The sequence below is a fragment of the Enterobacter cloacae complex sp. IR5384 genome (assembly GCF_049237265.1).
GTDB lineage: Bacteria > Pseudomonadota > Gammaproteobacteria > Enterobacterales > Enterobacteriaceae > Enterobacter > Enterobacter cloacae.
Genome location: NZ_JBMKHJ010000038.1, coordinates 1 through 21,632, shown reverse-complemented (window position 1 = coordinate 21,632; position 21,632 = coordinate 1). Strand labels below are relative to the sequence as shown.

The 21,632-nt window shown below is 55.6% G+C and carries 22 protein-coding genes and 1 pseudogene; 7 read left to right on the top strand and 16 right to left on the bottom strand.

Going from position 1 to position 21,632, the window contains the following annotated elements; genetic code table 11:
* Positions 1-12 precede the first annotated feature (12 nt).
* Positions 13-663 (bottom strand): tellurite resistance TerB family protein, encoded by a 651-nt coding sequence (locus ACOTX3_RS22115; protein ID WP_057071813.1) that lies wholly within the window; start codon positions 661-663, stop codon positions 13-15.
* 170 nt (positions 664-833) lie between these two features.
* Between ACOTX3_RS22115 and purT the strand changes: the two genes are divergently transcribed.
* The gene (gene purT, locus ACOTX3_RS22110; RefSeq protein ID WP_127869311.1) at positions 834-2,012 is read left to right on the top strand and encodes a formate-dependent phosphoribosylglycinamide formyltransferase; all 1,179 of its coding nucleotides are present in this window, start codon (positions 834-836) and stop codon (positions 2,010-2,012) included.
* 41 nt (positions 2,013-2,053) lie between these two features.
* Here purT and kdgA read toward each other — a convergent pair whose 3' ends face one another.
* From kdgA to zwf, 3 genes are all read right to left on the bottom strand, one after another.
* The gene (gene kdgA / locus ACOTX3_RS22105; protein ID WP_029882310.1) at positions 2,054-2,695 is read right to left on the bottom strand and encodes a bifunctional 4-hydroxy-2-oxoglutarate aldolase/2-dehydro-3-deoxy-phosphogluconate aldolase; all 642 of its coding nucleotides are present in this window, start codon (positions 2,693-2,695) and stop codon (positions 2,054-2,056) included.
* A 39-nt stretch (positions 2,696-2,734) separates the two neighbouring features.
* The gene (edd, locus tag ACOTX3_RS22100) at positions 2,735-4,546 is read right to left on the bottom strand and encodes a phosphogluconate dehydratase (protein WP_029882311.1); all 1,812 of its coding nucleotides are present in this window, start codon (positions 4,544-4,546) and stop codon (positions 2,735-2,737) included.
* A 234-nt stretch (positions 4,547-4,780) separates the two neighbouring features.
* Positions 4,781-6,256: a glucose-6-phosphate dehydrogenase gene (gene zwf, locus ACOTX3_RS22095; protein ID WP_127869310.1), complete on the bottom strand. Its 1,476-nt coding sequence runs from the start codon at positions 6,254-6,256 to the stop codon at positions 4,781-4,783.
* A gap of 356 nt (positions 6,257-6,612) precedes the next feature.
* On the opposite strand from zwf, the gene ACOTX3_RS22090 reads away from it, so the two are divergent.
* Positions 6,613-7,482, top strand: coding sequence for a MurR/RpiR family transcriptional regulator (locus tag ACOTX3_RS22090; RefSeq protein WP_029882312.1), 870 nt, complete (start codon positions 6,613-6,615; stop codon positions 7,480-7,482).
* Positions 7,483-7,622: 140 nt separating this feature from the next.
* Positions 7,623-9,065 carry a pyruvate kinase gene (pyk, locus tag ACOTX3_RS22085; protein WP_013096092.1) on the top strand — a complete coding sequence of 481 codons (1,443 nt, stop codon included), beginning with the start codon at positions 7,623-7,625 and terminating at the stop codon, positions 9,063-9,065.
* A 51-nt stretch (positions 9,066-9,116) separates the two neighbouring features.
* Here pyk and lpxM read toward each other — a convergent pair whose 3' ends face one another.
* The 3 genes from lpxM to znuA form a co-directional block, all read right to left on the bottom strand.
* Positions 9,117-10,088 carry a lauroyl-Kdo(2)-lipid IV(A) myristoyltransferase gene (gene lpxM / locus ACOTX3_RS22080; protein ID WP_038419920.1) on the bottom strand — a complete coding sequence of 324 codons (972 nt, stop codon included), beginning with the start codon at positions 10,086-10,088 and terminating at the stop codon, positions 9,117-9,119.
* A 119-nt stretch (positions 10,089-10,207) separates the two neighbouring features.
* The gene (mepM, locus tag ACOTX3_RS22075) at positions 10,208-11,527 is read right to left on the bottom strand and encodes a murein DD-endopeptidase MepM (RefSeq protein ID WP_127869309.1); all 1,320 of its coding nucleotides are present in this window, start codon (positions 11,525-11,527) and stop codon (positions 10,208-10,210) included.
* Positions 11,528-11,542: 15 nt separating this feature from the next.
* Positions 11,543-12,487, bottom strand: a complete 945-nt coding sequence (gene znuA / locus ACOTX3_RS22070; protein WP_013096089.1) for a zinc ABC transporter substrate-binding protein ZnuA — start codon at positions 12,485-12,487, stop codon at positions 11,543-11,545.
* Positions 12,488-12,564: 77 nt separating this feature from the next.
* On the opposite strand from znuA, the gene znuC reads away from it, so the two are divergent.
* A complete protein-coding gene (gene znuC, locus ACOTX3_RS22065; RefSeq protein ID WP_014832401.1) occupies positions 12,565-13,320 on the top strand; it encodes a zinc ABC transporter ATP-binding protein ZnuC in 756 nt (251 codons plus the stop codon).
* Positions 13,317-14,102 carry a zinc ABC transporter permease subunit ZnuB gene (gene znuB, locus ACOTX3_RS22060; RefSeq protein WP_058678589.1) on the top strand — a complete coding sequence of 262 codons (786 nt, stop codon included), beginning with the start codon at positions 13,317-13,319 and terminating at the stop codon, positions 14,100-14,102. The genes znuC and znuB overlap by 4 nt, the downstream gene beginning before the upstream one ends.
* A gap of 60 nt (positions 14,103-14,162) precedes the next feature.
* Here znuB and ruvB read toward each other — a convergent pair whose 3' ends face one another.
* The 6 genes from ruvB to aspS form a co-directional block, all read right to left on the bottom strand.
* Complete coding sequence (gene ruvB / locus ACOTX3_RS22055; RefSeq protein WP_020687650.1) at positions 14,163-15,173, bottom strand: Holliday junction branch migration DNA helicase RuvB; 1,011 nt, start codon at positions 15,171-15,173, stop codon at positions 14,163-14,165.
* 8 nt (positions 15,174-15,181) lie between these two features.
* Positions 15,182-15,796: a Holliday junction branch migration protein RuvA gene (gene ruvA / locus ACOTX3_RS22050; protein WP_020687649.1), complete on the bottom strand. Its 615-nt coding sequence runs from the start codon at positions 15,794-15,796 to the stop codon at positions 15,182-15,184.
* A gap of 81 nt (positions 15,797-15,877) precedes the next feature.
* Entirely contained in the window at positions 15,878-16,399 is a 522-nt protein-coding gene (gene ruvC, locus ACOTX3_RS22045) for a crossover junction endodeoxyribonuclease RuvC (RefSeq protein ID WP_013096083.1), read from the bottom strand.
* A 34-nt stretch (positions 16,400-16,433) separates the two neighbouring features.
* Positions 16,434-17,174, bottom strand: coding sequence for a YebC/PmpR family DNA-binding transcriptional regulator (locus ACOTX3_RS22040; RefSeq protein ID WP_013096082.1), 741 nt, complete (start codon positions 17,172-17,174; stop codon positions 16,434-16,436).
* Between the two features lie 27 nt (positions 17,175-17,201).
* The gene (nudB, locus tag ACOTX3_RS22035; RefSeq protein WP_023620451.1) at positions 17,202-17,645 is read right to left on the bottom strand and encodes a dihydroneopterin triphosphate diphosphatase; all 444 of its coding nucleotides are present in this window, start codon (positions 17,643-17,645) and stop codon (positions 17,202-17,204) included.
* 1 nt (position 17,646) lies between these two features.
* Positions 17,647-19,419, bottom strand: coding sequence for an aspartate--tRNA ligase (gene aspS, locus ACOTX3_RS22030; RefSeq protein ID WP_013096080.1), 1,773 nt, complete (start codon positions 19,417-19,419; stop codon positions 17,647-17,649).
* 264 nt (positions 19,420-19,683) lie between these two features.
* On the opposite strand from aspS, the gene ACOTX3_RS22025 reads away from it, so the two are divergent.
* Complete coding sequence (locus ACOTX3_RS22025; RefSeq protein ID WP_013096079.1) at positions 19,684-20,250, top strand: hydrolase; 567 nt, start codon at positions 19,684-19,686, stop codon at positions 20,248-20,250.
* Positions 20,247-20,726 (top strand): annotated as a pseudogene (locus ACOTX3_RS22020) (DUF72 domain-containing protein); the annotation flags it as partial. The gene ACOTX3_RS22025 and the pseudogene ACOTX3_RS22020, both read left to right, overlap by 4 nt.
* Positions 20,727-20,777: 51 nt before the next feature.
* Here ACOTX3_RS22020 and ACOTX3_RS22015 read toward each other — a convergent pair.
* From ACOTX3_RS22015 to ACOTX3_RS22005, 3 genes are read right to left on the bottom strand one after another with little or no spacing between them, the layout of a single operon-like run.
* Entirely contained in the window at positions 20,778-21,116 is a 339-nt protein-coding gene (locus ACOTX3_RS22015) for a hypothetical protein (RefSeq protein WP_127869307.1), read from the bottom strand.
* A complete protein-coding gene (locus tag ACOTX3_RS22010; protein WP_071992640.1) occupies positions 21,109-21,297 on the bottom strand; it encodes a hypothetical protein in 189 nt (62 codons plus the stop codon). Before ACOTX3_RS22010 ends, ACOTX3_RS22015 begins: the two co-directional genes overlap by 8 nt.
* A gap of 4 nt (positions 21,298-21,301) precedes the next feature.
* Positions 21,302-21,502 (bottom strand): hypothetical protein, encoded by a 201-nt coding sequence (locus ACOTX3_RS22005; protein WP_250116804.1) that lies wholly within the window; start codon positions 21,500-21,502, stop codon positions 21,302-21,304.
* Between the last annotated feature and the right edge of the window lie 130 nt (positions 21,503-21,632).

Genomic DNA, 21,632 nt, shown 5'->3' with positions numbered 1-21,632 from the left:
CGACGGTGACAGTTAACCCGCTAACGCCTGTTTTTGCTCCCTGATATCCTTCTCAATGCCGTCGCGCACGTCCTGAGGAATCTTCAACGCGTCGCCGAGGGCATTGAGGTAGCTGCGCTCCATAAAGTGGTCAATATCAATGGCGGCACAGCTTAAGAAATAGAGTTCAAGCGCCTCCTCCTCATTCTTTACGCTTTGCGCAAGGCGCTGCGGATCCAGCGGCTGTTCGATGGCCTGGGCCACCAGCGTTCTGCCCTGCTCTTCCACACCGGCCTCCCGCAGCTGCTGCTCAATCGCCGACCGTTCTTTATCGTCGATATGCCCGTCACTTTTCGCGGCAAAAACCAGCGCAAGGATCAGCCGTTCAGTGCGCAGATCCAACGGTGACGTGTGCTGACCATAATCGGGTTCATCGCTATGTGCGGTTCGTACTCTGTCCTTGTATTTGTTCCACAGAACCGTGCCCGCAATGGCTCCGCCACCGGCCAGTAACGCGCCGGTGCCATATTTTGCCAGCAACTTGCGCGAGGATTTATTCGCCACCAGCAGGCCCGCCAGCCCGCCGAGCGCCCCGGGGACCAGCAGTTTGCTTAGCCCCTGCTCGCCGGATGGCGATGTTTTCTGCCCTAACAGTGATTGCAATTGATTTAACCAGCCAGACATGGTTTCCCTCACTTAACGGTGTACATGTTCCACAGCGTAAGCGAGCAGGCGTCAGGAAATGTCTGGCGGGGCTAAAGAAGCGCAAATTTCTTCCCCGCGCACGGGCCCCGATCAAGACACACGCAAACGTTTTCGTTTATACTGCGCGCAACTTTTTCAGGGGGATTGTTATGACTCGTTTAGGAACCGCGCTGCGACCTGCGGCGACGCGTGTAATGCTGTTGGGATCGGGTGAACTGGGCAAAGAGGTCGCCATTGAGTGTCAGCGTTTAGGCGTGGAAGTCATTGCCGTTGACCGGTACGCCGATGCACCCGCCATGCACGTTGCCCACCGTTCTTATGTGATTAACATGCTGGATGGAGATGCCCTGCGCGAGCTGATTACGCGTGAGAAACCGGATTTTGTCGTACCGGAAATCGAAGCCATCGCCACCGATACGCTGCTTGCCCTTGAACAGGAAGGCCAGCGCGTGGTGCCCTGTGCAAAGGCCGCGAAGCTGACCATGAATCGCGAAGGCATTCGTCGCCTGGCGGCGGAAGAGCTGGGATTACCCACCTCTGGCTATCGTTTTGCCGGCGATAAAGCTGCTTTCCTGCAGGCCGTTGAGGAGATTGGCTATCCGTGCATCATTAAGCCGGTGATGAGCTCCTCCGGTAAAGGGCAGAGCTTCATCCGCGACAGCAGCACGCTGGACAAGGCATGGGATTATGCCCAACAGGGCGGTCGCGCCGGAGCCGGTCGCGTGATTGTTGAAGGCGTGGTGAAGTTTGATTTCGAAATTACCCTCCTGACCGTCAGTGCCGTTGATGGCGTCCATTTCTGCGATCCGATTGGACACCGTCAGGAGGATGGCGATTACCGTGAATCCTGGCAGCCGCAGCATATGAGTGCCCTGGCGCTGGCGCGCGCGCAGGAGATCGCCCGTAAAACGGTGCTGGCGCTGGGCGGTTACGGCCTGTTCGGCGTGGAACTGTTTGTCTGCGGTGATGAGGTGATTTTCAGCGAAGTGTCCCCTCGCCCGCACGATACGGGGATGGTGACCCTGATTTCCCAGGATCTCTCCGAGTTCGCCCTGCACGTGCGCGCGTTCCTCGGCCTGCCGGTTGGCGGTATTCGCCAGTATGGTCCGGCCGCCTCGGCGGTGATCCTCCCGCAACTGACCAGCCAGAACGTCACCTTTGACAACGTTGAAGGCGCGGTTGGGGCAGGTCTGCAGGTTCGCCTGTTCGGGAAACCGGAGATCGACGGTACGCGTCGACTGGGCGTGGCATTGGCCACTGGCAATAGCGTGGATGATGCCGTGGCAAGGGCGAAAGCTGCCGCTGCCGCGGTTAGCGTTAACGGATAAAAAAAACGGGCCTGATGGCCCGTTTTTCATGATGCAGGTGCTTACTGCTTCGCGCCTTCAACCGCTTCGCGAGCCAGTCTGGTGATGCGATCCCAGTCGCCTGCTTCCAGGGCATCCGCCGGTACCAGCCAGGAGCCGCCGATGCACAGCACGCTCTTCAGCGCCAGGTAATCACGGTAGTTGGCCGGAGAGATGCCGCCCGTCGGGCAGAAGCGCACCTGAGAGAAGGGACCCGCAATCGCCTGCAGCGCTTTGGTGCCGCCGTTGGCTTCTGCCGGGAAGAATTTGAACTCTTTCAGACCGTAGTCCATGCCCAGCATCAGTTCAGAAACGGTGCTGATCCCGGGGATCAGCGGGATGGTGCCCTCGGTTGCCGCTTTTAACAGCGGCTCGGTCAGACCCGGGCTGATGGCAAACTGCGCGCCCGCTTCAGTCACTTCAGCCAGCTGTTTTGCGTTCGTAACGGTACCCGCACCAATGATGGCATCCGGCACTTCTTTAGCGATTGCGCGAATCGCGTCCATCGCGCAGGCGGTACGCAGGGTCACTTCCAGAACGCGAACGCCACCCGCAACCAGCGCTTTCGCCATCGGTACCGCGTGCTCCAGTTTGTTCACCACGATAACCGGCACAACGGGCCCAGTGGTCAGGATTGCTTCTGCACTTGTTTTCCAGTTTTTCATCAGAGTTTTCTCTCGCCAGATCGATAAAATCAAGTCGTCTTAAAACGTAATACAGGTTGCGCCCTGCTCCGCCCCGGAGAGTTTCTCACGCAGCGCGCCAAACATTTCGCGTCCGGTTCCTACGCGCGATGCGCTCAGGTCTGGAATATGCGGCTGACGGGCCGCCAGCTCGGCTTCGTCCACCAGCAGGGTTAACTCACCTGTCTGGCCATTGACGCGGATGATGTCGCCGTCACGCACCTTAGCCAGCAAACCACCATCATACGCTTCAGGCGTTACGTGGATGGCTGAAGGCACTTTACCTGAGGCACCCGAGAGGCGTCCATCGGTGACCAGTGCAATTTTGAAACGGCGGTCCAATAATACACCAAGTGGTGGCATAAGTTTATGTAATTCTGGCATCCCGTTCGCTTTGGGTCCCTGATGACGCACCACCACCACGCAATCCTTGTCGAGAAGGCCCGCATCAAAGGCAGGTAAAACATCATGCTGGCTCTCAAAGACCACTGCCGGGGCTTCAATCACCTGGTTCTCTTCCGGCACGGCAGAGGTTTTCATCACCGCGCGTCCCAGGTTGCCGCTCAGCACTTTCGTGCCGCCGTGGCGTGAGAACGGCTGTTCGAAGGTAGCAATGACCTGCGGATCAAGAGAGGCGCTCGCCCCATCACGCCAGTCCAGCTCACCGTTGTTCAGCCACGGCTCAAGGGTATAGCGATGCAGACCATAACCCGCCACCGTGTTCACGTCTTCGTGCAGCAGACCGCCCTTGAGCAGCTCACGCATCAACACCGGTACGCCACCGGCGGCCTGGAAGTGGTTAATGTCTGCCGGACCGTTCGGATACAGGCGCGCCATCAGCGGCACCACGGAAGAGATGTCGGAGAAATCATCCCAGTTGATCAGGATGCCAGCCGCACGTGCCATTGCCACAAGGTGCATGGTGTGGTTGGTTGAGCCCCCCGTTGCCAGCAGGGCCACGATGCCGTTAACGATCACTTTCTCGTCGACCATTTTACCCAGCGGCATCCACTCGTTGCCGTTCCCGGTCAGACGCGTCACCTGACGGGCGGCGGCTTCGGTCAGAGCCTTGCGCAGCGGCGCATCGGGTTGAATGAAGGAGGAACCCGGAAGCTGCATCCCCATAAATTCCACCACCATCTGGTTGGTGTTGGCCGTACCGTAGAAGGTACAGGTACCCGGCGCATGGTAAGAGGCGGCTTCCGCTTCCAGCAGCGCCTGGCGGTCTGCTTTACCTTCGGCATACAGCTGGCGGATACGCACTTTTTCTTTGTTTGGCAAACCGCTGGCCATTGGACCTGACGGCACAAAAATGGCCGGAAGATGACCAAACGACAGCGCCGCCATGGCGAGCCCCGGGACAATCTTGTCGCACACGCCGAGGTACAGCGCGCCATCGAACATATTATGAGACAGACCGACCGCTGCAGACATGGCAATGACTTCGCGGCTCAGCAGCGACAGCTCCATCCCGTCCTGTCCCTGGGTCACACCGTCACACATGGCCGGCACGCCCCCCGCCACCTGGCCCACCGCATTCACGCTGTGCAGCGCTTTACGGATGATGTCCGGGTACACTTCGTACGGCTGATGCGCGGAGAGCATGTCGTTATAGGAGGTAATGATGGCGATATTGTTACGCAGCATGCTCTTTAATGAGGCTTTGTCTTCAGGCTGACAGGCGGCGAAACCGTGCGCCAGATTACCGCAGGCCAGCTGCGAGCGATGTACGGTATTGGTCTTAGCCTGTTCAATGCGGGCGAGGTAGGCCGAACGGGTCTCTTTCGAGCGCTCGATAATGCGTTGTGTTACGCGTAACAATGTCGGATTCATAAAAGCTCCTCTAATTTATCTGTCCGGGCTCGGGAGTTTACAAAGTCGCTGGCAGTTGTTAACAACGCTGAAACGCTTGCTGTCCGGAGCTCAGGGGCAAAATCGCTTCCGGCAGTGTAATAAAAAAAGCCCCGCGGGTGAATCCACGCGGAGCTTAAAAGTATAAAAATTGTGCCACTAGCTGTGTTAGATCATGTTACCGGTAAAATAACACCTTCGGGCTAGAGGATTATCTTACTCAAACTCGTTCCAGGAGCGGCCATCACGGGTGATCATCGCCACGGAGGCGACAGGTCCCCAGGTGCCCGCCTGATACGGTTTTGGCGGATCCTGATCGGCAGCCCAGGCTTCGGTGATGGAGTCGACCCATTTCCACGCCTCTTCCACTTCGTCGCGACGCACAAACAGCGCCTGGATACCGCGCATGGTTTCCAGCAGCAGGCGCTCGTAAGCATCCGCCAGGTGCGTTTGATTGAAGGTCTCGGAGTAGCTCAGATCCAGTTTGGTGGTCTGCAGGTTATGTTTGTGATCCAGCCCCGGCACTTTGTTCAGGATCTGGATATCCACACCTTCATCCGGCTGCAGACGGATAGTCAGTTTGTTCTGCGGCAGCTCCTGCCACGACTCTTTGAACAGGTTCAGTTCAGGGTTTTTGAAGTAAACGACAACTTCAGAGCATTTGGCTGGCAGACGTTTACCGGTACGCAGGTAGAACGGCACACCCGCCCAACGCCAGTCATCGATATCCACGCGGATCGCCACGAACGTCTCAGTGTTGCTGGACTTGTTCGCGCCCTCTTCTTCCAGATAACCAGGGACTTTTTTGCCCTGCGCAAAGCCGGATGTGTACTGACCACGCACCGTCTTCTCGCGCACGTTAGAACGGTCGATACGACGCAGTGACTTCAGCACTTTCACCTTCGCGTCGCGGATGCTGTCAGCGGTCAGGTCTGATGGCGGAGACATGGCAATCATGCAGAGTACCTGCAGCAGGTGGTTCTGGATCATGTCACGCATCTGACCGGCCTGGTCAAAGTAACCCCAGCGGCCTTCGATACCCACCTCTTCGGCCACGGTGATTTCCACGTGGTCGATGGTGCGGTTGTCCCAGTTGTTCACAAACAGGGAGTTGGCAAAACGCAGCGCCAGCAGGTTCAGTACCGTCTCTTTGCCCAGATAGTGGTCGATGCGGTAGACCTGGCACTCTTCGAAGTATTCGCCCACCTGGTCGTTGATTTCGCGGGAGGTAGACAGTGAGGTACCCAGCGGTTTTTCCATTACCACACGCGCAGGTTTGGCGTTCAGATTCGCTTCGCCCAGACCTTTACATATGGCACCGAAGGTGCTTGGTGGCATGGCGAAATAGTTAATGGTGACCCGGTTTTTCTGATCCAGCATCTCACCCAGACGGTTAAACGCGCTCACGTCGTTCACATCCAGATTGCAGAAATCGAGACGTCCGCTCAGGGTATCCCACAAACTTTCATCAATTTTCTCTTTCATGAAAGTTTCGAGCGCTTCACGCACGACTTTGGTGTATGCGTCCTTGTCCCAGTCGGCGCGCCCTACACCCAGGATACGGGTATCCGGATGAAGTTGGCCCGCTTTCTCCAGTTGATACAGGGAAGGCAGCAATTTTCGGCGTGCAAGATCGCCTTTCGCGCCGAAAATGACCAGGTCACATGCCTGGGCTGTTTGCGTTACCGCCATGTCATTCTCCTCAGTTGGATCACCTGGTGCTTCTGCCAGGTATCGTTGTAATTTTATTACAATGCACTGTACTGCTTTTACGTCATTCCCGAAACCATTAGCGCTTAACGTCGCGTGCGATACGGCGATTTTTCACCCTTAAGAGGATTACGCTGGCCTGATGACGCAACAAGCGTCGATTCTTTGCGCAACACGGTCACAGTAAAACCCGACACCGATCAAGTAATGAAAAAAAACAACAACATTATCTTGTCGACTGTTACCCTTTATGGAAGCCACGAGGGTAATATCGGCTAAATCGAATCTCAATTTCATCTATGGATGAAATCGTTTACACCCATGAGCGTCCTGTTAACATGAACATGCTGGAAAAAATCCAGTTTCAACTGGAACACCTTAGCAAATCCGAGCGAAAAGTGGCTGAAGTTATTCTCGCCTCGCCTGCTCAGGCGATTCATTCAAGCATCGCCGCTCTGGCACAGGATGCAGGCGTCAGCGAGCCGACGGTGAATCGGTTCTGCCGGAGCCTGGAAACGCGTGGCTTTCCTGATTTTAAACTGCATCTGGCACAAAGTCTGGCAAATGGTACGCCCTATGTTAATCGCAATGTGGATGAAGACGACAGCGTTGATGCATACACGGCGAAAATATTTGAATCGGCCATGGCCACGCTTGACCATGTGCGTCAGTCGCTGGATATGAGTTCCGTTAACCGGGCGGTCGATTTGCTGACCCAGGCCAAGCGAATTGCATTCTTCGGACTCGGTTCGTCGGCGGCCGTGGCGCATGACGCCATGAATAAATTCTTCCGCTTTAACGTCCCGGTCATTTATTCCGATGACATCGTGTTGCAACGCATGAGCTGTATGAATTGTAGCGAGGATGACGTGGTGGTCCTGATTTCCCATACCGGGCGCACCAAAAGTCAGGTTGAGCTGGCGCAGCTGGCGCGTGAAAACGATGCCATGGTTATCGCCCTCACGACGGCAGGCACGCCGCTGGCTAGAGAAGCCACTCTCGCCATTACTCTGGACGTTCCGGAAGATACGGATATCTATATGCCAATGGTCTCCCGTCTGGCGCAGCTGACGGTGATTGACGTCCTGGCAACCGGTTTTACCTTACGCCGCGGCGCTAAATTCAGAGATAACTTGAAGCGTGTCAAGGAAGCGCTCAAGGAATCGCGTTTTGATAAAGAATTGCTTATAAAGAGCGATGTTCCCTGATAGTAGATAACTAAGACGTAACGAATAATTACGATGTAACGATTTACGGCATTCGGTCCCCTCGCGGTTGCTTTGCAGCAGATGAAGGCCGATTCAATCTTCACGCAACACCAAAGTTGTTTCAGTCAACGGAGTATTACATGTCCAGAAGGCTTCGCAGAACCAAGATCGTCACCACCTTAGGCCCGGCCACCGATCGCGATAATAACCTCGAAAAGATTATCGCCGCGGGTGCCAACGTGGTGCGTATGAACTTCTCTCACGGTACGCCAGAAGACCATAAATTACGTGCCGACAAAGTGCGTGAGATCGCGGCTAAACTGGGCCGCCATGTTGCTATCCTCGGTGACCTGCAGGGTCCAAAAATTCGTGTCTCGACCTTCAAAGAAGGCAAAGTTTTCCTCAATATCGGCGATAAATTCCTGCTTGATGCCAACCTGGGTAAAGGTGAAGGCGATAAAGAGAAAGTGGGTATCGACTATAAAGGTCTGCCGGCTGACGTTGTGCCTGGCGATATCCTGCTGCTCGACGACGGTCGTGTTCAGCTGAAAGTGCTGGAAGTTCAGGGGATGAAGGTGTTCACCGAAGTCACCGTCGGCGGCCCACTCTCTAACAACAAAGGCATTAACAAGCTCGGCGGTGGCCTGTCTGCCGAAGCGCTGACCGATAAAGACAAAGCGGATATCGTTACCGCGGCGCTGATCGGCGTGGACTATCTGGCCGTCTCCTTCCCGCGCTGCGGCGAAGACCTGAACTATGCCCGTCGTCTGGCGCGTGATGCTGGCTGCGACGCGAAAATCGTAGCAAAAGTTGAACGTGCGGAAGCCGTTTGCGATCAGGATGCCATGGACGACGTGATTCTGGCGTCTGACGTGGTGATGGTTGCCCGTGGCGATCTGGGTGTGGAAATTGGCGACCCGGAACTGGTCGGCATCCAGAAAGCGCTGATCCGTCGCGCGCGTCAGTTGAACCGCGCGGTGATCACCGCAACCCAGATGATGGAATCCATGATCACCAACCCAATGCCGACCCGTGCAGAGGTGATGGACGTGGCTAACGCCGTGCTGGACGGTACCGATGCGGTCATGCTTTCCGCTGAAACCGCAGCCGGTCAGTACCCGGCAGAGACCGTTGCCGCGATGGCGCGCGTCTGTCTGGGCGCGGAGAAGATCCCAAGCATCAACGTCTCTAAACACCGTCTGGACGTGCAGTTCGACAACGTGGAAGAAGCGATTGCGATGTCCGCCATGTATGCGGCTAACCATCTGAAGGGCGTCACGGCGATCATCACCATGACCGAATCAGGCCGTACCGCGCTAATGACGTCCCGTATCAGCTCCGGTCTGCCGATCTTCGCGATGTCCCGCCACGAGCGCACGCTGAACCTGACGGCGCTGTACCGCGGCGTAACCCCGGTTTACTTCGACAGCACCAATGACGGTGTGGCAGCGGCGCACGATGCCGTTAATCTGCTGCGCGACAAAGGCTACCTGGTATCCGGTGATATTGTCATCGTGACCCAGGGTGATGTCATGAGCACCATCGGCTCAACCAACACCACTCGCGTATTAACCGTCGAATAATAAACAGATGTTTCCCTCTCCCCCACGGGGAGAGGGTCAGCGTGAGGGGTTTTATTTCTTTGGGTAAAGTTCTTTGCGCTGATACGGCTCTTTCTCGCCAGGCTTACGCGTTTTGAGCAACTTCAGGATCCACGTGTATTGCTCAAGATGCGGTCCCACCAACACCTCCACCTCTTCGTTCATGCGACGCGCGATGGTGTTATCGTCCGCGGTCAGTAAGTCGTCCATCGGCGGGCGAACCTCAATGCTCAGACGGTGCGTGTTGCCATCGTAGACCGGGAACAGCGGAATAACCCGGGCGCGGCAGACTTTCATCAGACGGCCAATCGCCGGAAGTGTCGCCTTGTAGGTGGCAAAGAAATCGACAAACTCGCTGTGCTCAGGACCGTGATCCTGATCCGGCAGATAATAACCCCAGTACCCCTGTCGCACGGACTGAATAAACGGCTTGATACCATCGTTACGGGCGTGCAGGCGTCCACCAAAACGACGACGCACGGTGTTCCAGACGAAATCAAAGACTTTATTACCCTGGTTATGGAACATGGCCGCCATCTTCTGGCCCTGAGATGCCATCAGCATGGCCGGGATATCCACTCCCCAGCCGTGCGGAACGAGAAAAATCACTTTTTCATCGTTGCGGCGCATCTCGTCAATGATCTCCAGCCCTTTCCAGTCAACACGCTTGAGGACCTTTTCTGGCCCTTTTAGCGCCAGCTCTGCCATCATCGCCATGGCCTGTGGCGCGGTGGTATACATGTCATCAATAATCGCTTCGCGCTCGGCATCGCTCTTTTCCGGGAAGCAGTAGAAGAGATTGATTTGCGCGCGACGGCGGGCACTTTTGCCCATTCGTCCTGCAAGACGGCCAATTTTACCCAGAACGGGATCGCGCACAGAGGCAGGTAACATGGCAATGCCAGCAAACGCGTAAACGCCAAGCCAGGCGCCCCAGTTACGCGGGTGGCGAAAGGATTTTTCAAACTCAGGAATGAACTCAATATTGTTTTTTTTGGTTTCCATGCTGGTTCCAGGGTCTGGTGACGCAAAATATAATGACGATAGTGTAGCGAGGCAGCGCCCCACGCACAAAAGAAAAAGCCGGCGCTTACTGACGCCGGCTTTAGACAAAACGGAAGGGTTTAGTCGAAACGCAGTTGCGGCACAACCTCTTTCACCTGCGCCAGGTAATCTTTACGATCTTTACCCGTCAGCCCTTCGGTGCGCGGCAGTTTCGCCGTCAGCGGGTTTACCGCCTGCTGGTTGATCCACACTTCATAATGCAGGTGTGGCCCTGTAGAACGTCCGGTATTGCCTGAGAGGGCGATACGGTCGCCACGTTTCACTTTCTGGCCTGGTTTCACCAGCAGCTTGCGCAGGTGCATATAGCGGGTGGTATAAGTGCGACCATGACGGACCGCAACATAGTACCCGGCAGCCCCGCTGCGTTTGGCGACAACCACTTCACCATCTCCCACCGCCAGCACCGGTGTGCCCTGTGGCATGGCGAAGTCCACGCCACGGTGCGGCGCCACACGCCCGGTGACCGGGTTCAGACGACGCGGGTTGAAGTTGGATGAGATGCGGAACTGTTTCGCCGTTGGGAAGCGCAGGAAGCCTTTCGCAAGCCCGGTACCGCTGCGGTCATAGAATTTGCCGTCTTCGGCGCGAATGGCGTAGTAATCTTTGCCATCAGAGCGCAAACGTACACCCACCAGTTGGCTCTGCTCACGCTTACCGTCCAGCATTTCGCGGGACATCAGTACGGAGAACTCATCACCTTTTTTCAGCTTACGGAAATCCATCTGCCACTGCATGGCTTTGATAACCGAGCTGATTTCAGCGCTGGTCAGGCCCGCATCGCGCGCGCTGGAGACAAAGCTTGCGCCTACGGTCCCTTTCATCACGCTGTTAACCCAGTCGCCCTTCTGCAACTCGCTGGTCATCTTGAAACCGTTTGCAGTACGGTCGTAGGTGCGCGTTTCGCGACGGGACATTTCCCAGGTCAGGCGCTGCAGATCGCCCTCTGGCGTTAACGTCCACGAGAGCTGCTGGCCAATTTTCAGGTTACGCAGGTCTTTATCTGCGGCAGCCAGCTGGCTGATATTCCCCATGTCAATGCCGTACTGGTTCAGTACGCTGCTCAGCGTATCGCCAGTGGAGACCGCATATTCATGGATCCCGGCTTCATTCTCGGTTTTATCGTCCAGCTCATCCTGCGGAATGGCTTCATCTTCCTGAGCCGCCTGGTCGATAGGCTCACTGGCCTCCGGCAGCAGAGAACGGATTTCGTTCTTCTCAAGCTCGATGGTTTTGATGATAGGGGCAGAACTCGGGTGGTAAACATAGGGCCGCCAGACGGCGACCGCTAAGGTGAGAACTGTAAGCGACCCCAGCATAACGCGATGGGGTCGGGGCAGATTGTTAAATGCCAGGGCGACAGAGCGGGCTATCTGTTGCACGTATTCACTTCCTCGTTAATCTCCTTTCAGGCAGCTCGCATACTGGTTCGCCAGTTGAGTGAGGAACTGCGAATAGCTCGCTTTACTCAACTGGATGTTCGTTCCTAGCGGGTCAAGGGTTCCCATGCGCACGGATGTTCCCCTGGCCACGGCTTCTACGACCGCTGGCCTGAACTGTGGCTCAGCAAAAACGCAGGACGCTTTTTGCTCAACCAACTGTGTTCTGATCTCATGTAAACGCTGCGCACCAGGCTGAATTTCAGGGTTGACGGTAAAATGCCCACGCGGGGTCAGGCCGTAGTGTTTTTCGTAATAGCCATAGGCGTCATGAAAAACGAAATACCCTTTTCCTTTCAGCGGTGCCAGCTCGTTACCCACCTGCTTATCGGTTGCGGCTAATTGTGCCTCAAAATCTTTCAGGTTGGCGTCTAGTTTGGCTCGACTTTGCGGCATAAGTTCCACTAATTTGTCATGGATTGCAACCGCCGAAAGCCGCGCTATCTCTGGGGAGAGCCAAAGATGCATATTGTACTCGCCGTGATGGTGATCCCCGTCACCTTTTTCATCATGAGCATGATGACCTTCGTGTTCGTCACCGTCGTCATCACTCCCCTTCATGAGCAACGGTTTCACGCCAGAAAGTTCGGCAATGGTGACCTTTTTCGTGTCCGCGATCTGGTTCGCAGACTTCTGCATGAAGGCTTCCATCTCCGGCCCAATCCAGACAACTAAGTCCGCGTTTTGTAAGCGTTTTACATCGGATGGACGCAGGGAATAATCATGCTCAGAGGCCCCATCGGGCAGCAGAACCTGGGTTTCCGTCACCCCATCTGCAATGGCCGATGCAATGAATCCCAGCGGTTTGAGCGAAGCGACAACGGCAGCGTTAACATCTTGTGCTGTTGTGCCCCAAAGGGCAGCGGATAATGCTGCGAAAAGAAGCGTATTTTTATGTAACATAATGCGACTAATCATCGTAATGAATGCGTGAAATGTGATATTATAACATTCGTTGACTTCTGCAAGCTTAAATTGACATGACAACTTTGGTTTCTCTTGAAAATGTTTCGGTCTCTTTCGGTCAGCGCCGCGTCCTTTCTGACGTGTCGCTGGATCTGAAGCCCGGTAAAATTCTGACGCTGCTCGGTCCGAACGGCGCGGGTAAATCCACCCTTGTGCGCGTGGTGCTGGGTCTGGTAGCCCCTGATGAAGGTGTCATCAAGCGTGAAGAAAAATTGCGTATCGGCTACGTGCCGCAAAAATTACATCTTGATGCCACGCTGCCGCTGACCGTCAGCCGCTTCCTGCGCCTGCGCCCTGGTACGCGCAAAGCCGATATTCTTCCGGCGCTGAAACGTGTCCAGGCGGGCCACCTGGTGGACGCGCCACTGCAAAAACTGTCCGGCGGGGAAACCCAGCGCGTGTTACTTGCCCGGGCGCTGCTCAGCAGCCCCCAGTTGCTGGTACTGGATGAGCCAACGCAGGGTGTGGACGTCAATGGTCAGGTCGCGCTTTACGATTTAATTGACCAGTTGCGCCACGAACTGAACTGCGCGGTGCTGATGGTCTCCCACGACCTGCATCTGGTGATGGCGAAAACCGACGAAGTGCTCTGTCTGAACCATCATATCTGCTGTTCCGGCACGCCTGAAGTGGTGTCAATGCACCCCGAATTTATCTCTATGTTTGGCCCTCGCGGGGCTGAACAACTGGGTATTTATCGCCATCATCATAACCACCGCCATGATTTACAGGGACGAATTGTCCTGCGCCGGGGAAATGGACACTCATGATTGAACTGTTACTGCCCGGCTGGCTGGCCGGGATTATGCTCGCCTGCGCCGCGGGTCCGCTTGGCTCGTTTGTGGTCTGGCGCAGAATGTCCTATTTCGGCGATACCCTGGCCCATGCTTCACTGCTGGGCGTGGCCTTTGGTTTGCTGCTGGACGTCAACCCGTTCTATGCGGTGATTGTCGTTACTCTGCTCCTCGCCGCCGGTCTGGTCTGGCTGGAAAAACGCCCTCACCTCGCCATTGATACCCTGCTCGGCATTATGGCGCACAGCGCCCTGTCGCTGGGCCTGGTGGTAGTGAGCCTGATGTCAAATATCCGCGTTGACCTGATGGCCTATCTGTTTGGCGACCTGCTCGCCGTGACGCCTGAAGATCTCATTGCTATTGCCATTGGCGTGGTGGTGGTGCTGGGTATTCTGCTGTGGCAGTGGCGTAATTTGCTGGCGATGACCGTCAGCCCGGATCTGGCGTTTGTTGACGGCGTGAAGTTGCAGCGGGTGAAACTGCTGCTAATGCTGGTGACAGCGTTAACCATCGGCGTGGCGATGAAGTTCGTCGGTGCGCTGATTATTACGTCGCTGCTGATTATTCCTGCGGCCACCGCGCGTCGTTTTGCCCGTACGCCGGAGCAGATGGCAGGCGTGGCGGTGATTATCGGGATGATTGCGGTAACGGGCGGGTTAACCTTCTCGGCGTTCTATGACACGCCTGCGGGGCCGTCAGTGGTGCTGTGTGCGGCGGTACTGTTTATTTTCAGTATTATGAAGAAGACCGCTAGTTGATATCGAGGGCGCTGATGCCCTCATCCTAACCCCTCTCCCCGTGGGAGAGGGAATTAAGCATTACGGCATTGCCGGTGGCGTGATACCAAAATGATTCCACGCCCGCACCGTGGCCATACGCCCACGCGGGGTACGTTGCAGGAAGCCCTGCTGGATCAGATACGGTTCGAGTACATCTTCAATTGTCTCACGCTCTTCCCCGATTGCCGCCGCCAGGTTATCCAGCCCGACCGGCCCGCCAAAGAATTTGTCCAGCACCGCCAGCAGCAGCTTGCGGTCCATGTAGTCAAAACCCTCAGCATCGACATTCAGCATATCCAGCGCCTGAGCAGCAATTTCGGCAGAAATAGAACCATCGTGCTTCACTTCTGCAAAGTCACGGACGCGGCGCAGCAGGCGGTTAGCGATACGCGGTGTTCCGCGCGAACGCTTCGCCACTTCAAATGCCCCCTCTTCGCTCATATCCAGCCCCATATAACGGGCACTGCGGCCCACGATATGCTGGAGGTCGGCGACCTGATAAAACTCGAGGCGCTGCACAATACCAAAGCGGTCGCGCAGTGGAGAGGTTAACGACCCGGCGCGGGTGGTGGCGCCAATCAGGGTAAACGGCGGCAGATCGATTTTGATCGAACGCGCGGCAGGGCCTTCGCCGATCATGATATCCAGCTGGTAGTCTTCCATTGCCGGATAGAGAACCTCTTCCACCACCGGCGACAGGCGGTGGATCTCATCGATAAACAGCACGTCGTGCGGTTCAAGATTGGTCAGCATTGCCGCCAGATCGCCTGCTTTTTCCAGCACCGGGCCAGACGTGGTACGCAGGTTCACGCCCATTTCATTAGCAACGATATTCGCCAGGGTGGTTTTCCCCAAACCCGGAGGACCGAATATCAGCAGGTGATCGAGCGCATCGCCGCGCAGCTTTGCCGCCTGGATGAAGATCTCCATCTGGGAACGCACCTGCGGCTGGCCAATATACTCATCAAGCAACTTCGGACGGATCGCACGATCCACCACGTCCTCTGCCTGAATAGTGCCTGCCGATACCAGGCGATCTGCTTCAATCATCCTTTACCTCACAATGCAGCGCGCAGCGCTTCACGAATCAGAGTTTCACTGCTGGCATCCGGTTTGGCAATTTTGCTCACCATTCGGCTGGCCTCCTGAGGTTTATAGCCCAGCGCCACCAGCGCGGCAACCGCTTCCTGCTCGGCATCATCATCCGACACAGGCGCACCCGGCGAAGTCAGCACCAGATCGGCAGCAGGGGTAAAGAGATCGCCATGCAGACCTTTAAAGCGGTCTTTCATCTCAACAATCAGGCGCTCTGCCGTTTTCTTACCAATGCCCGGAAGCTTAATCAGCGCGGCAGGATCTTCGCGCTCAACGGCATTCACGAACTGCTGGGCGGACATACCGGAGAGAATGGCCAGCGCCAGCTTCGGCCCGACGCCGTTGGTTTTAATCAGCTCGCGGAACAGGGTGCGTTCCTGTTTGTTGTTGAAGCCATAGAGCAGTTGAGCATCTTCACGCACCACAAACTGGGTAAAGACAATCGCCTCTTTGCCCGCGTCCGGCAGCTCGTAGAAGCAGGTCATTGGCATATGGACTTCATAGCCCACGCCGCCCACTTCCAGCAGCACTAACGGGGGTTGTTTTTCAATGATAATGCCTCTGAGTCTGCCTATCACGTGACGCTCCTGCGTTCTGGAAAATTATTGATTTGCGACATAATAAAAAAAGGCTGGATAAACATCCAGCCTGATTTCTCATTATCGTAACCTGCCTCGCGCCAGATTGAGCCGCGACTCGCTCATTTGCATCGCGTTCTGGCTGACATGACAGTGGGTGATCGCAATTGCCAGCGCATCGGCGGCATCGGCCTGCGGGTTCGCGGGGAGCTTCAACAGGGTACGCACCATGTGCTGCACCTGGCTTTTCTCCGCGCTGCCAATCCCTACCACCGTCTGCTTGACCTGTCTTGCCGCGTATTCAAATACCGGAAGATCCTGGTTCACGGCAGCAACAATTGCCACGCCCCGCGCCTGACCGAGCTTTAACGCCGAATCGGCGTTTTTCGCCATGAAGACCTGCTCGATGGCGAAATAGTCAGGCTGAAACTGGGTGATAATCTCCGTCACACCTGCATAAATGAGCTTCAGTCGCGACGGCAGATCTTCAACTTTGGTGCGAATACAGCCACTGCCAAGGTAGGTTAACTGGCGTCCAACCTGACGGATAACGCCGTAACCGGTGACGCGTGAGCCGGGGTCAATCCCAAGGATAATCGACATCACGCGTCTCCCGTAAACGGTTTAAACGCTCTCATCAGAGAGTCGCTGCAACCTCATCAGAGATCTCACCGTTGTGATACACTTCCTGCACGTCGTCGCAGTCTTCAAGCATGTCGATCAGACGCAGCAGTTTTGGTGCCGTTTCAGCATCCATATCCGCTTTGGTGGACGGGATCATGGAGACTTCAGCGTTGTCGGCTTTCAGGCCCGCCGCTTCCAGCGCATCACGTACTGCGCCCATCTCTTCCCACGCGGTGTAGACATCGATAGCGCCATCGTCGAAGGTCACTACGTCTTCCGCACCCGCTTCCAGCGCCGCTTCCATGATGACATCTTCGTCGCCTTTCTCGAAGGAGATGACGCCTTTTTTGCTGAACAGGTACGCTACAGAACCGTCAGTCCCCAGGTTACCGCCGGTTTTGGTGAACGCATGGCGCACTTCTGCAACGGTACGGTTACGGTTGTCGGACAGACATTCAACCATTACCGCGGTGCCGCCAGGACCGTAACCTTCATAAATGATGGTTTCCATGTTCGTGTCTTCATCACCGCCCACGCCACGAGCGATAGCACGGTTCAGGGTGTCACGCGTCATGTTGTTGGACAGCGCTTTATCTACTGCCGCACGCAGACGTGGGTTAGACGCCGGATCGCCGCCGCCCAGACGCGCTGCTGTCACCAGCTCGCGAATGATTTTGGTAAAGATCTTACCGCGCTTGGCATCCTGTGCCGCTTTGCGGTGTTTGGTGTTGGCCCACTTACTATGACCTGCCATAAAAAGTTCTCCAAAAATCGCGCCTTTTCAGGCTGCGTTAATTACAAATTCTTCAATCGCCTGCCGGTTGCTCCACGATTTGGTCAGTGCGGCGGCATCCGCCGCATCCACCCAGCGGTAGGTCAGATGTTCAGTGAACACGATCTCCCGTTCGTGAGGGAGCGCGAGACAGAACCACGATTCCGTGTTGCGCTCGATACCCGGTGCATAGCGATGACGTAAATGGCTAAAAATTTCGAACTCCACCGTGCGCTGACAGTCCTTCAGGGTCAGTTGCTCGCAAGCAACGTCAATGGTGACCTCTTCCTTTACTTCACGCGCGGCGGCCTGCGGCGCGGTTTCGCCCTCTTCCAGACTGCCGGTAACCGACTGCCAGAATTCAGGGTCATCGCGCCGCTGCAACATCAGCACCCGCTTCGTGTCCTGAGCGTAAATTACAACTAAGACAGAAACGGGACGCTTATATGCCATATCAGTTTTTCTCTTCCTTTTTCACCACGTCGATACCCAGCTCAGCCAGCGCGGCCGGGTTAGCGAAGCTTGGCGCTTCGGTCATCAGACACGCCGCTGCGGTGGTTTTCGGGAAGGCGATAACGTCACGGATGTTGTCGGTGCCGGTCAGCAGCATAGTCAGACGGTCGAGACCGAATGCCAGGCCTGCGTGAGGCGGCGTACCGTACTTCAGCGCATCCAGCAGGAAGCCGAACTTCTCGCGCTGTTCCTGTTCGTTGATGCCCAGAATGCCGAACACCGTCTGCTGCATCTCACCGCTGTGAATACGCACGGAGCCGCCGCCCACTTCATAGCCGTTGATAACCATATCGTAGGCGTTCGCGACTGCCTCTTCCGGTGCCGCTTTCAGCTCTGCCGCCGTCATGTCTTTTGGCGAGGTGAACGGGTGGTGCATGGCAGTCAGGCCGCCTTCACCGTCGTCTTCAAACATCGGGAAGTCGATAACCCACAACGGCGCCCATTTGCTCTCGTCGGTGAGGTTCAGATCTTTGCCCAGTTTCAGACGCAGCGCGCCCATTGCATCGGCAACAATTTTCTTGTTGTCAGCGCCGAAGAAGATCATGTCGCCATCCTGTGCGCCGGTGCGCTCAAGGATCGCTTCTACAATCTCCGCGTTCAGGAACTTCGCCACCGGGCTGGTGATACCTTCCAGACCTTTCGCACGCTCGGTTACTTTAATATAGGCCAGACCTTTCGCGCCGTAGATCTTGATGAAGTTGCCGTAGTCGTCAATCTGCTTACGGCTAAGCGCTGCACCGCCCGGTACACGCAGGGCTGCTACGCGACCTTTCGGATCGTTAGCCGGGCCGGCAAACACCGCAAACTCAACGGATTTCACCAGGTCAGCAACGTCCACCAGCTCCATAGGGTTACGCAGGTCTGGTTTGTCGGAGCCGTAACGACGCTCGGCTTCGGCGAAGGTCATAATGGGGAAGTCGCCCAGCTCCACGCCCTTCACGTCATTCCACAGGCTGCGCACCAGCGCTTCCATCACTTCACGCACCTGCTCAGCGGTCATGAAGGAGGTTTCCACATCGATCTGGGTAAATTCTGGCTGACGGTCAGCGCGCAGGTCTTCGTCACGGAAGCATTTTACGATCTGATAGTAGCGATCGAAGCCGGACATCATCAGCAGCTGTTTAAACAGCTGTGGAGACTGCGGCAGCGCGTAGAATTTGCCTTTATGAACGCGGGATGGCACCAGGTAATCGCGCGCGCCTTCCGGCGTGGCTTTGGTCAGCATCGGGGTTTCGATATCGAGGAAACCGTGGTCATCCATAAAGCGACGCACCAGGCTGGTGATTTTCGCACGGGTTTTCAGGCGCTGTGCCATCTCCGGGCGACGCAGATCTAGGTAGCGGTATTTCAGACGCGCTTCTTCAGTGTTGACGTGGTTGGAGTCCAGCGGCAGCGCTTCAGCACGGTTGATGATCGTCAGATCGGAGGCCAGCACTTCAATGGCACCGGTCGCCATATCTGCGTTGACGTTTTTCTCGTCACGCGCACGTACGGTGCCGGTGACCTGAATGCAGAACTCATTACGCAGCTCAGAAGCCAGCTTCAACGCGTCCGCGCGATCCGGATCGAAGAACACCTGAACGATACCTTCGCGGTCGCGCATATCGATGAAGATAAGGCTACCAAGATCACGACGACGGTTGACCCAACCACACAGGGTCACCTGCTGTCCGACGTGGGACTGACGCAGCTGCCCGCAATATTCTGTACGCATGAGATATCCCTTAATTAGCCGCAGGCTAAATGTCGCCTGGTATGCAGGCTACTATGTCGCAGCTTTCTGTATGTCACAACTGGATGAAAAAAGGCGGCTATTATACTGGAAATTCCGCCGGACGATAAGAGCGAAGCACGGCCAGACGCACGTTTGCTGCGCTCTTATTGCGCATTCTCACAAAAATTAACAAAATTATCCGACCGATAACAGGCCATAACGTCGTAAGGTGTAACGGAAGCGATTCATTTTACTGGAGTTACCATGCTGACACTTGATGCCCGCAAAACCGCCCTGGTGGTGATTGATCTACAGGAAGGGATCCTTCCCTTTGCCGGTGGCCCGCACACCGCTGATGATGTCGTCAGCCGTGCCGCCCGTCTGGCGGAAAAATGCCGCGCCAGCGGTGCGCCGGTTGTCATGGTGCGCGTTGGCTGGTCGGCCGATTTTGCCGAAGCGTTAAAACAGCCGGTTGACGCTCAGGCGCCCGCGCACGCCCTGCCGGACAACTGGTGGACGTATCCGGTCTCGCTCGGCAAACGCGACAGCGATATCGAAGTGACCAAACGCCAGTGGGGCGCCTTCTACGGCACCGACCTGGAGCTACAGCTGCGCCGCCGCGGTATCGACACCATTATCCTGTGCGGGATCTCCACCAACATTGGCGTGGAATCCACCGCCCGTAACGCCTGGGAGTTGGGCTTTAACCTGGTGATTGCCGAAGACGCATGCAGCGCGGCTTCTGCGGAACAACACCAGGGCAGCATGACCCATATTTTCCCGCGCATCGGTCGCGTGCGCAGCACGGATGAGATTTTAAGCGCGTTATGATGTACGTGGGCCTGCCCCAGTGGTCGCACCCGAAATGGGTGCGCCTTGGCATAACCAGCCTTGAAGAGTACGCCCGGCACTTTAACTGCGTGGAGGGCAACACCACGCTGTATGCCCTTCCCCGGGCAGAGATTGTCGAGCGCTGGCGGGATCAAACCACGGATGATTTCCGCTTCTGCTTTAAATTTCCGGCAACCATCTCCCATAACGCCGCCCTGCGTAACTGCGGTGATTTAACCGAAGAGTTTTTTGGCCGAATGTCGCCACTGGCAAACCGTATCGGCCAGTACTGGCTGCAGCTTCCCGCCACCTTTGGTCCGCGCGATCTGCCCGCGCTCTGGCCATTCCTTGATGGCCTGCCCCGGGACTTTACCTACGGCGTTGAAGTGAGACATCCTGAATTTTTTGCCAAAGGCGAGGTGGAAAAAGCACTCAACCGGGGATTGCATGAGCGCTCAGTCAACCGCGTCATCCTTAAATAACCTTTCTAATGATACACTCTAAAAGATGGGTATTTGCAGCGGGGATTAAGCGGCTTCAAGCAGATGAGACAGAGCAATCATTCGGATTCGCTCTTGTGTGTAACCTGCTAAACGGTACTTTTTCACCAACTCATAGCCTACACGGTCAAGGTTATCTAAAGCGGCTTCAGAGAGCTTCACAATGATGTTATTTCGATTGTCTCCACCTTCACAGTGAAACGGTGCTCTTGCTGCTGAAGCGGTTACACGTGCAATCTGTGGCTTTGGTTTAGGCGGCTGTCTACGGCTCTTTGAACAGTCCACACAACTACCCGATGAGACATAACGGATAAGTGAGCCGCAATGAATACACGGCTTATCAGAGTTAGTGAAAGTATTAGCCATTTAAGAGTCCTTCTAAGTAGCTGGTGATTCGTGCTTGCTGTGAACGGGTTGAACCATCGTTTGAACGGCGAACCAACTTATCAAATAATTGAGGGTGGATTTTCCCAACCAGATTGTGACCAACAATTAGACAGCCGTTAGAATCGTAATAGGTAATCGGGACGTTAATCGCATCTTCCATTTTATCAGCCCCCGCTTACCATCTGTTTAATAGCCTCTTTCAAGGCTGCATCTCTTTGCTGTTCAATCGTTGGCTTAGGCTTCACCTTATACGTGGTGACCGCTTTAGCTGGCTTCACAGTTGGTTTAGGTTTATTACCTGAAGCAAGCAGCTTATAAGTTGATTCGCTAATCTCTGCTTGACCATTGAAATATTTGAATTCCATTGAGTCAGTAAGATGATTATAACTACTGACCTGCCCCCACGATTAGATACAACACTCAGTTAGTAACGTCGGAATCTTCATTCTCAGAATGACCCTTTCTCCAGCCCGCTGCAAATTCAGACGGTGTCTG

What these genes read in the sequence shown, in the direction of transcription:
- lpxM (WP_038419920.1), bottom strand. Translation starts at nt 10,088, where the DNA reads ATGGAAACCAAAAAAAACAATATTGAGTTCATTCCTGAGTTTGAAAAA.
- aspS (WP_013096080.1), bottom strand. Translation starts at nt 19,419, where the DNA reads ATGCGTACAGAATATTGCGGGCAGCTGCGTCAGTCCCACGTCGGACAG.
- ACOTX3_RS22005 (WP_250116804.1), bottom strand. Translation starts at nt 21,502, where the DNA reads ATGGAATTCAAATATTTCAATGGTCAAGCAGAGATTAGCGAATCAACT.
- ACOTX3_RS22010 (WP_071992640.1), bottom strand. Translation starts at nt 21,297, where the DNA reads ATGGAAGATGCGATTAACGTCCCGATTACCTATTACGATTCTAACGGC.
- ACOTX3_RS22040 (WP_013096082.1), bottom strand. Translation starts at nt 17,174, where the DNA reads ATGGCAGGTCATAGTAAGTGGGCCAACACCAAACACCGCAAAGCGGCA.
- ACOTX3_RS22115 (WP_057071813.1), bottom strand. Translation starts at nt 663, where the DNA reads ATGTCTGGCTGGTTAAATCAATTGCAATCACTGTTAGGGCAGAAAACA.
- kdgA (WP_029882310.1), bottom strand. Translation starts at nt 2,695, where the DNA reads ATGAAAAACTGGAAAACAAGTGCAGAAGCAATCCTGACCACTGGGCCC.
- ruvC (WP_013096083.1), bottom strand. Translation starts at nt 16,399, where the DNA reads ATGTCGATTATCCTTGGGATTGACCCCGGCTCACGCGTCACCGGTTAC.
- edd (WP_029882311.1), bottom strand. Translation starts at nt 4,546, where the DNA reads ATGAATCCGACATTGTTACGCGTAACACAACGCATTATCGAGCGCTCG.
- znuA (WP_013096089.1), bottom strand. Translation starts at nt 12,487, where the DNA reads ATGTTACATAAAAATACGCTTCTTTTCGCAGCATTATCCGCTGCCCTT.
- pyk (WP_013096092.1), top strand. Translation starts at nt 7,623, where the DNA reads ATGTCCAGAAGGCTTCGCAGAACCAAGATCGTCACCACCTTAGGCCCG.
- znuB (WP_058678589.1), top strand. Translation starts at nt 13,317, where the DNA reads ATGATTGAACTGTTACTGCCCGGCTGGCTGGCCGGGATTATGCTCGCC.
- ruvB (WP_020687650.1), bottom strand. Translation starts at nt 15,173, where the DNA reads ATGATTGAAGCAGATCGCCTGGTATCGGCAGGCACTATTCAGGCAGAG.
- ACOTX3_RS22090 (WP_029882312.1), top strand. Translation starts at nt 6,613, where the DNA reads ATGAACATGCTGGAAAAAATCCAGTTTCAACTGGAACACCTTAGCAAA.
- nudB (WP_023620451.1), bottom strand. Translation starts at nt 17,645, where the DNA reads ATGGCATATAAGCGTCCCGTTTCTGTCTTAGTTGTAATTTACGCTCAG.
- znuC (WP_014832401.1), top strand. Translation starts at nt 12,565, where the DNA reads ATGACAACTTTGGTTTCTCTTGAAAATGTTTCGGTCTCTTTCGGTCAG.
- ACOTX3_RS22025 (WP_013096079.1), top strand. Translation starts at nt 19,684, where the DNA reads ATGCTGACACTTGATGCCCGCAAAACCGCCCTGGTGGTGATTGATCTA.
- purT (WP_127869311.1), top strand. Translation starts at nt 834, where the DNA reads ATGACTCGTTTAGGAACCGCGCTGCGACCTGCGGCGACGCGTGTAATG.
- zwf (WP_127869310.1), bottom strand. Translation starts at nt 6,256, where the DNA reads ATGGCGGTAACGCAAACAGCCCAGGCATGTGACCTGGTCATTTTCGGC.
- ACOTX3_RS22015 (WP_127869307.1), bottom strand. Translation starts at nt 21,116, where the DNA reads ATGGCTAATACTTTCACTAACTCTGATAAGCCGTGTATTCATTGCGGC.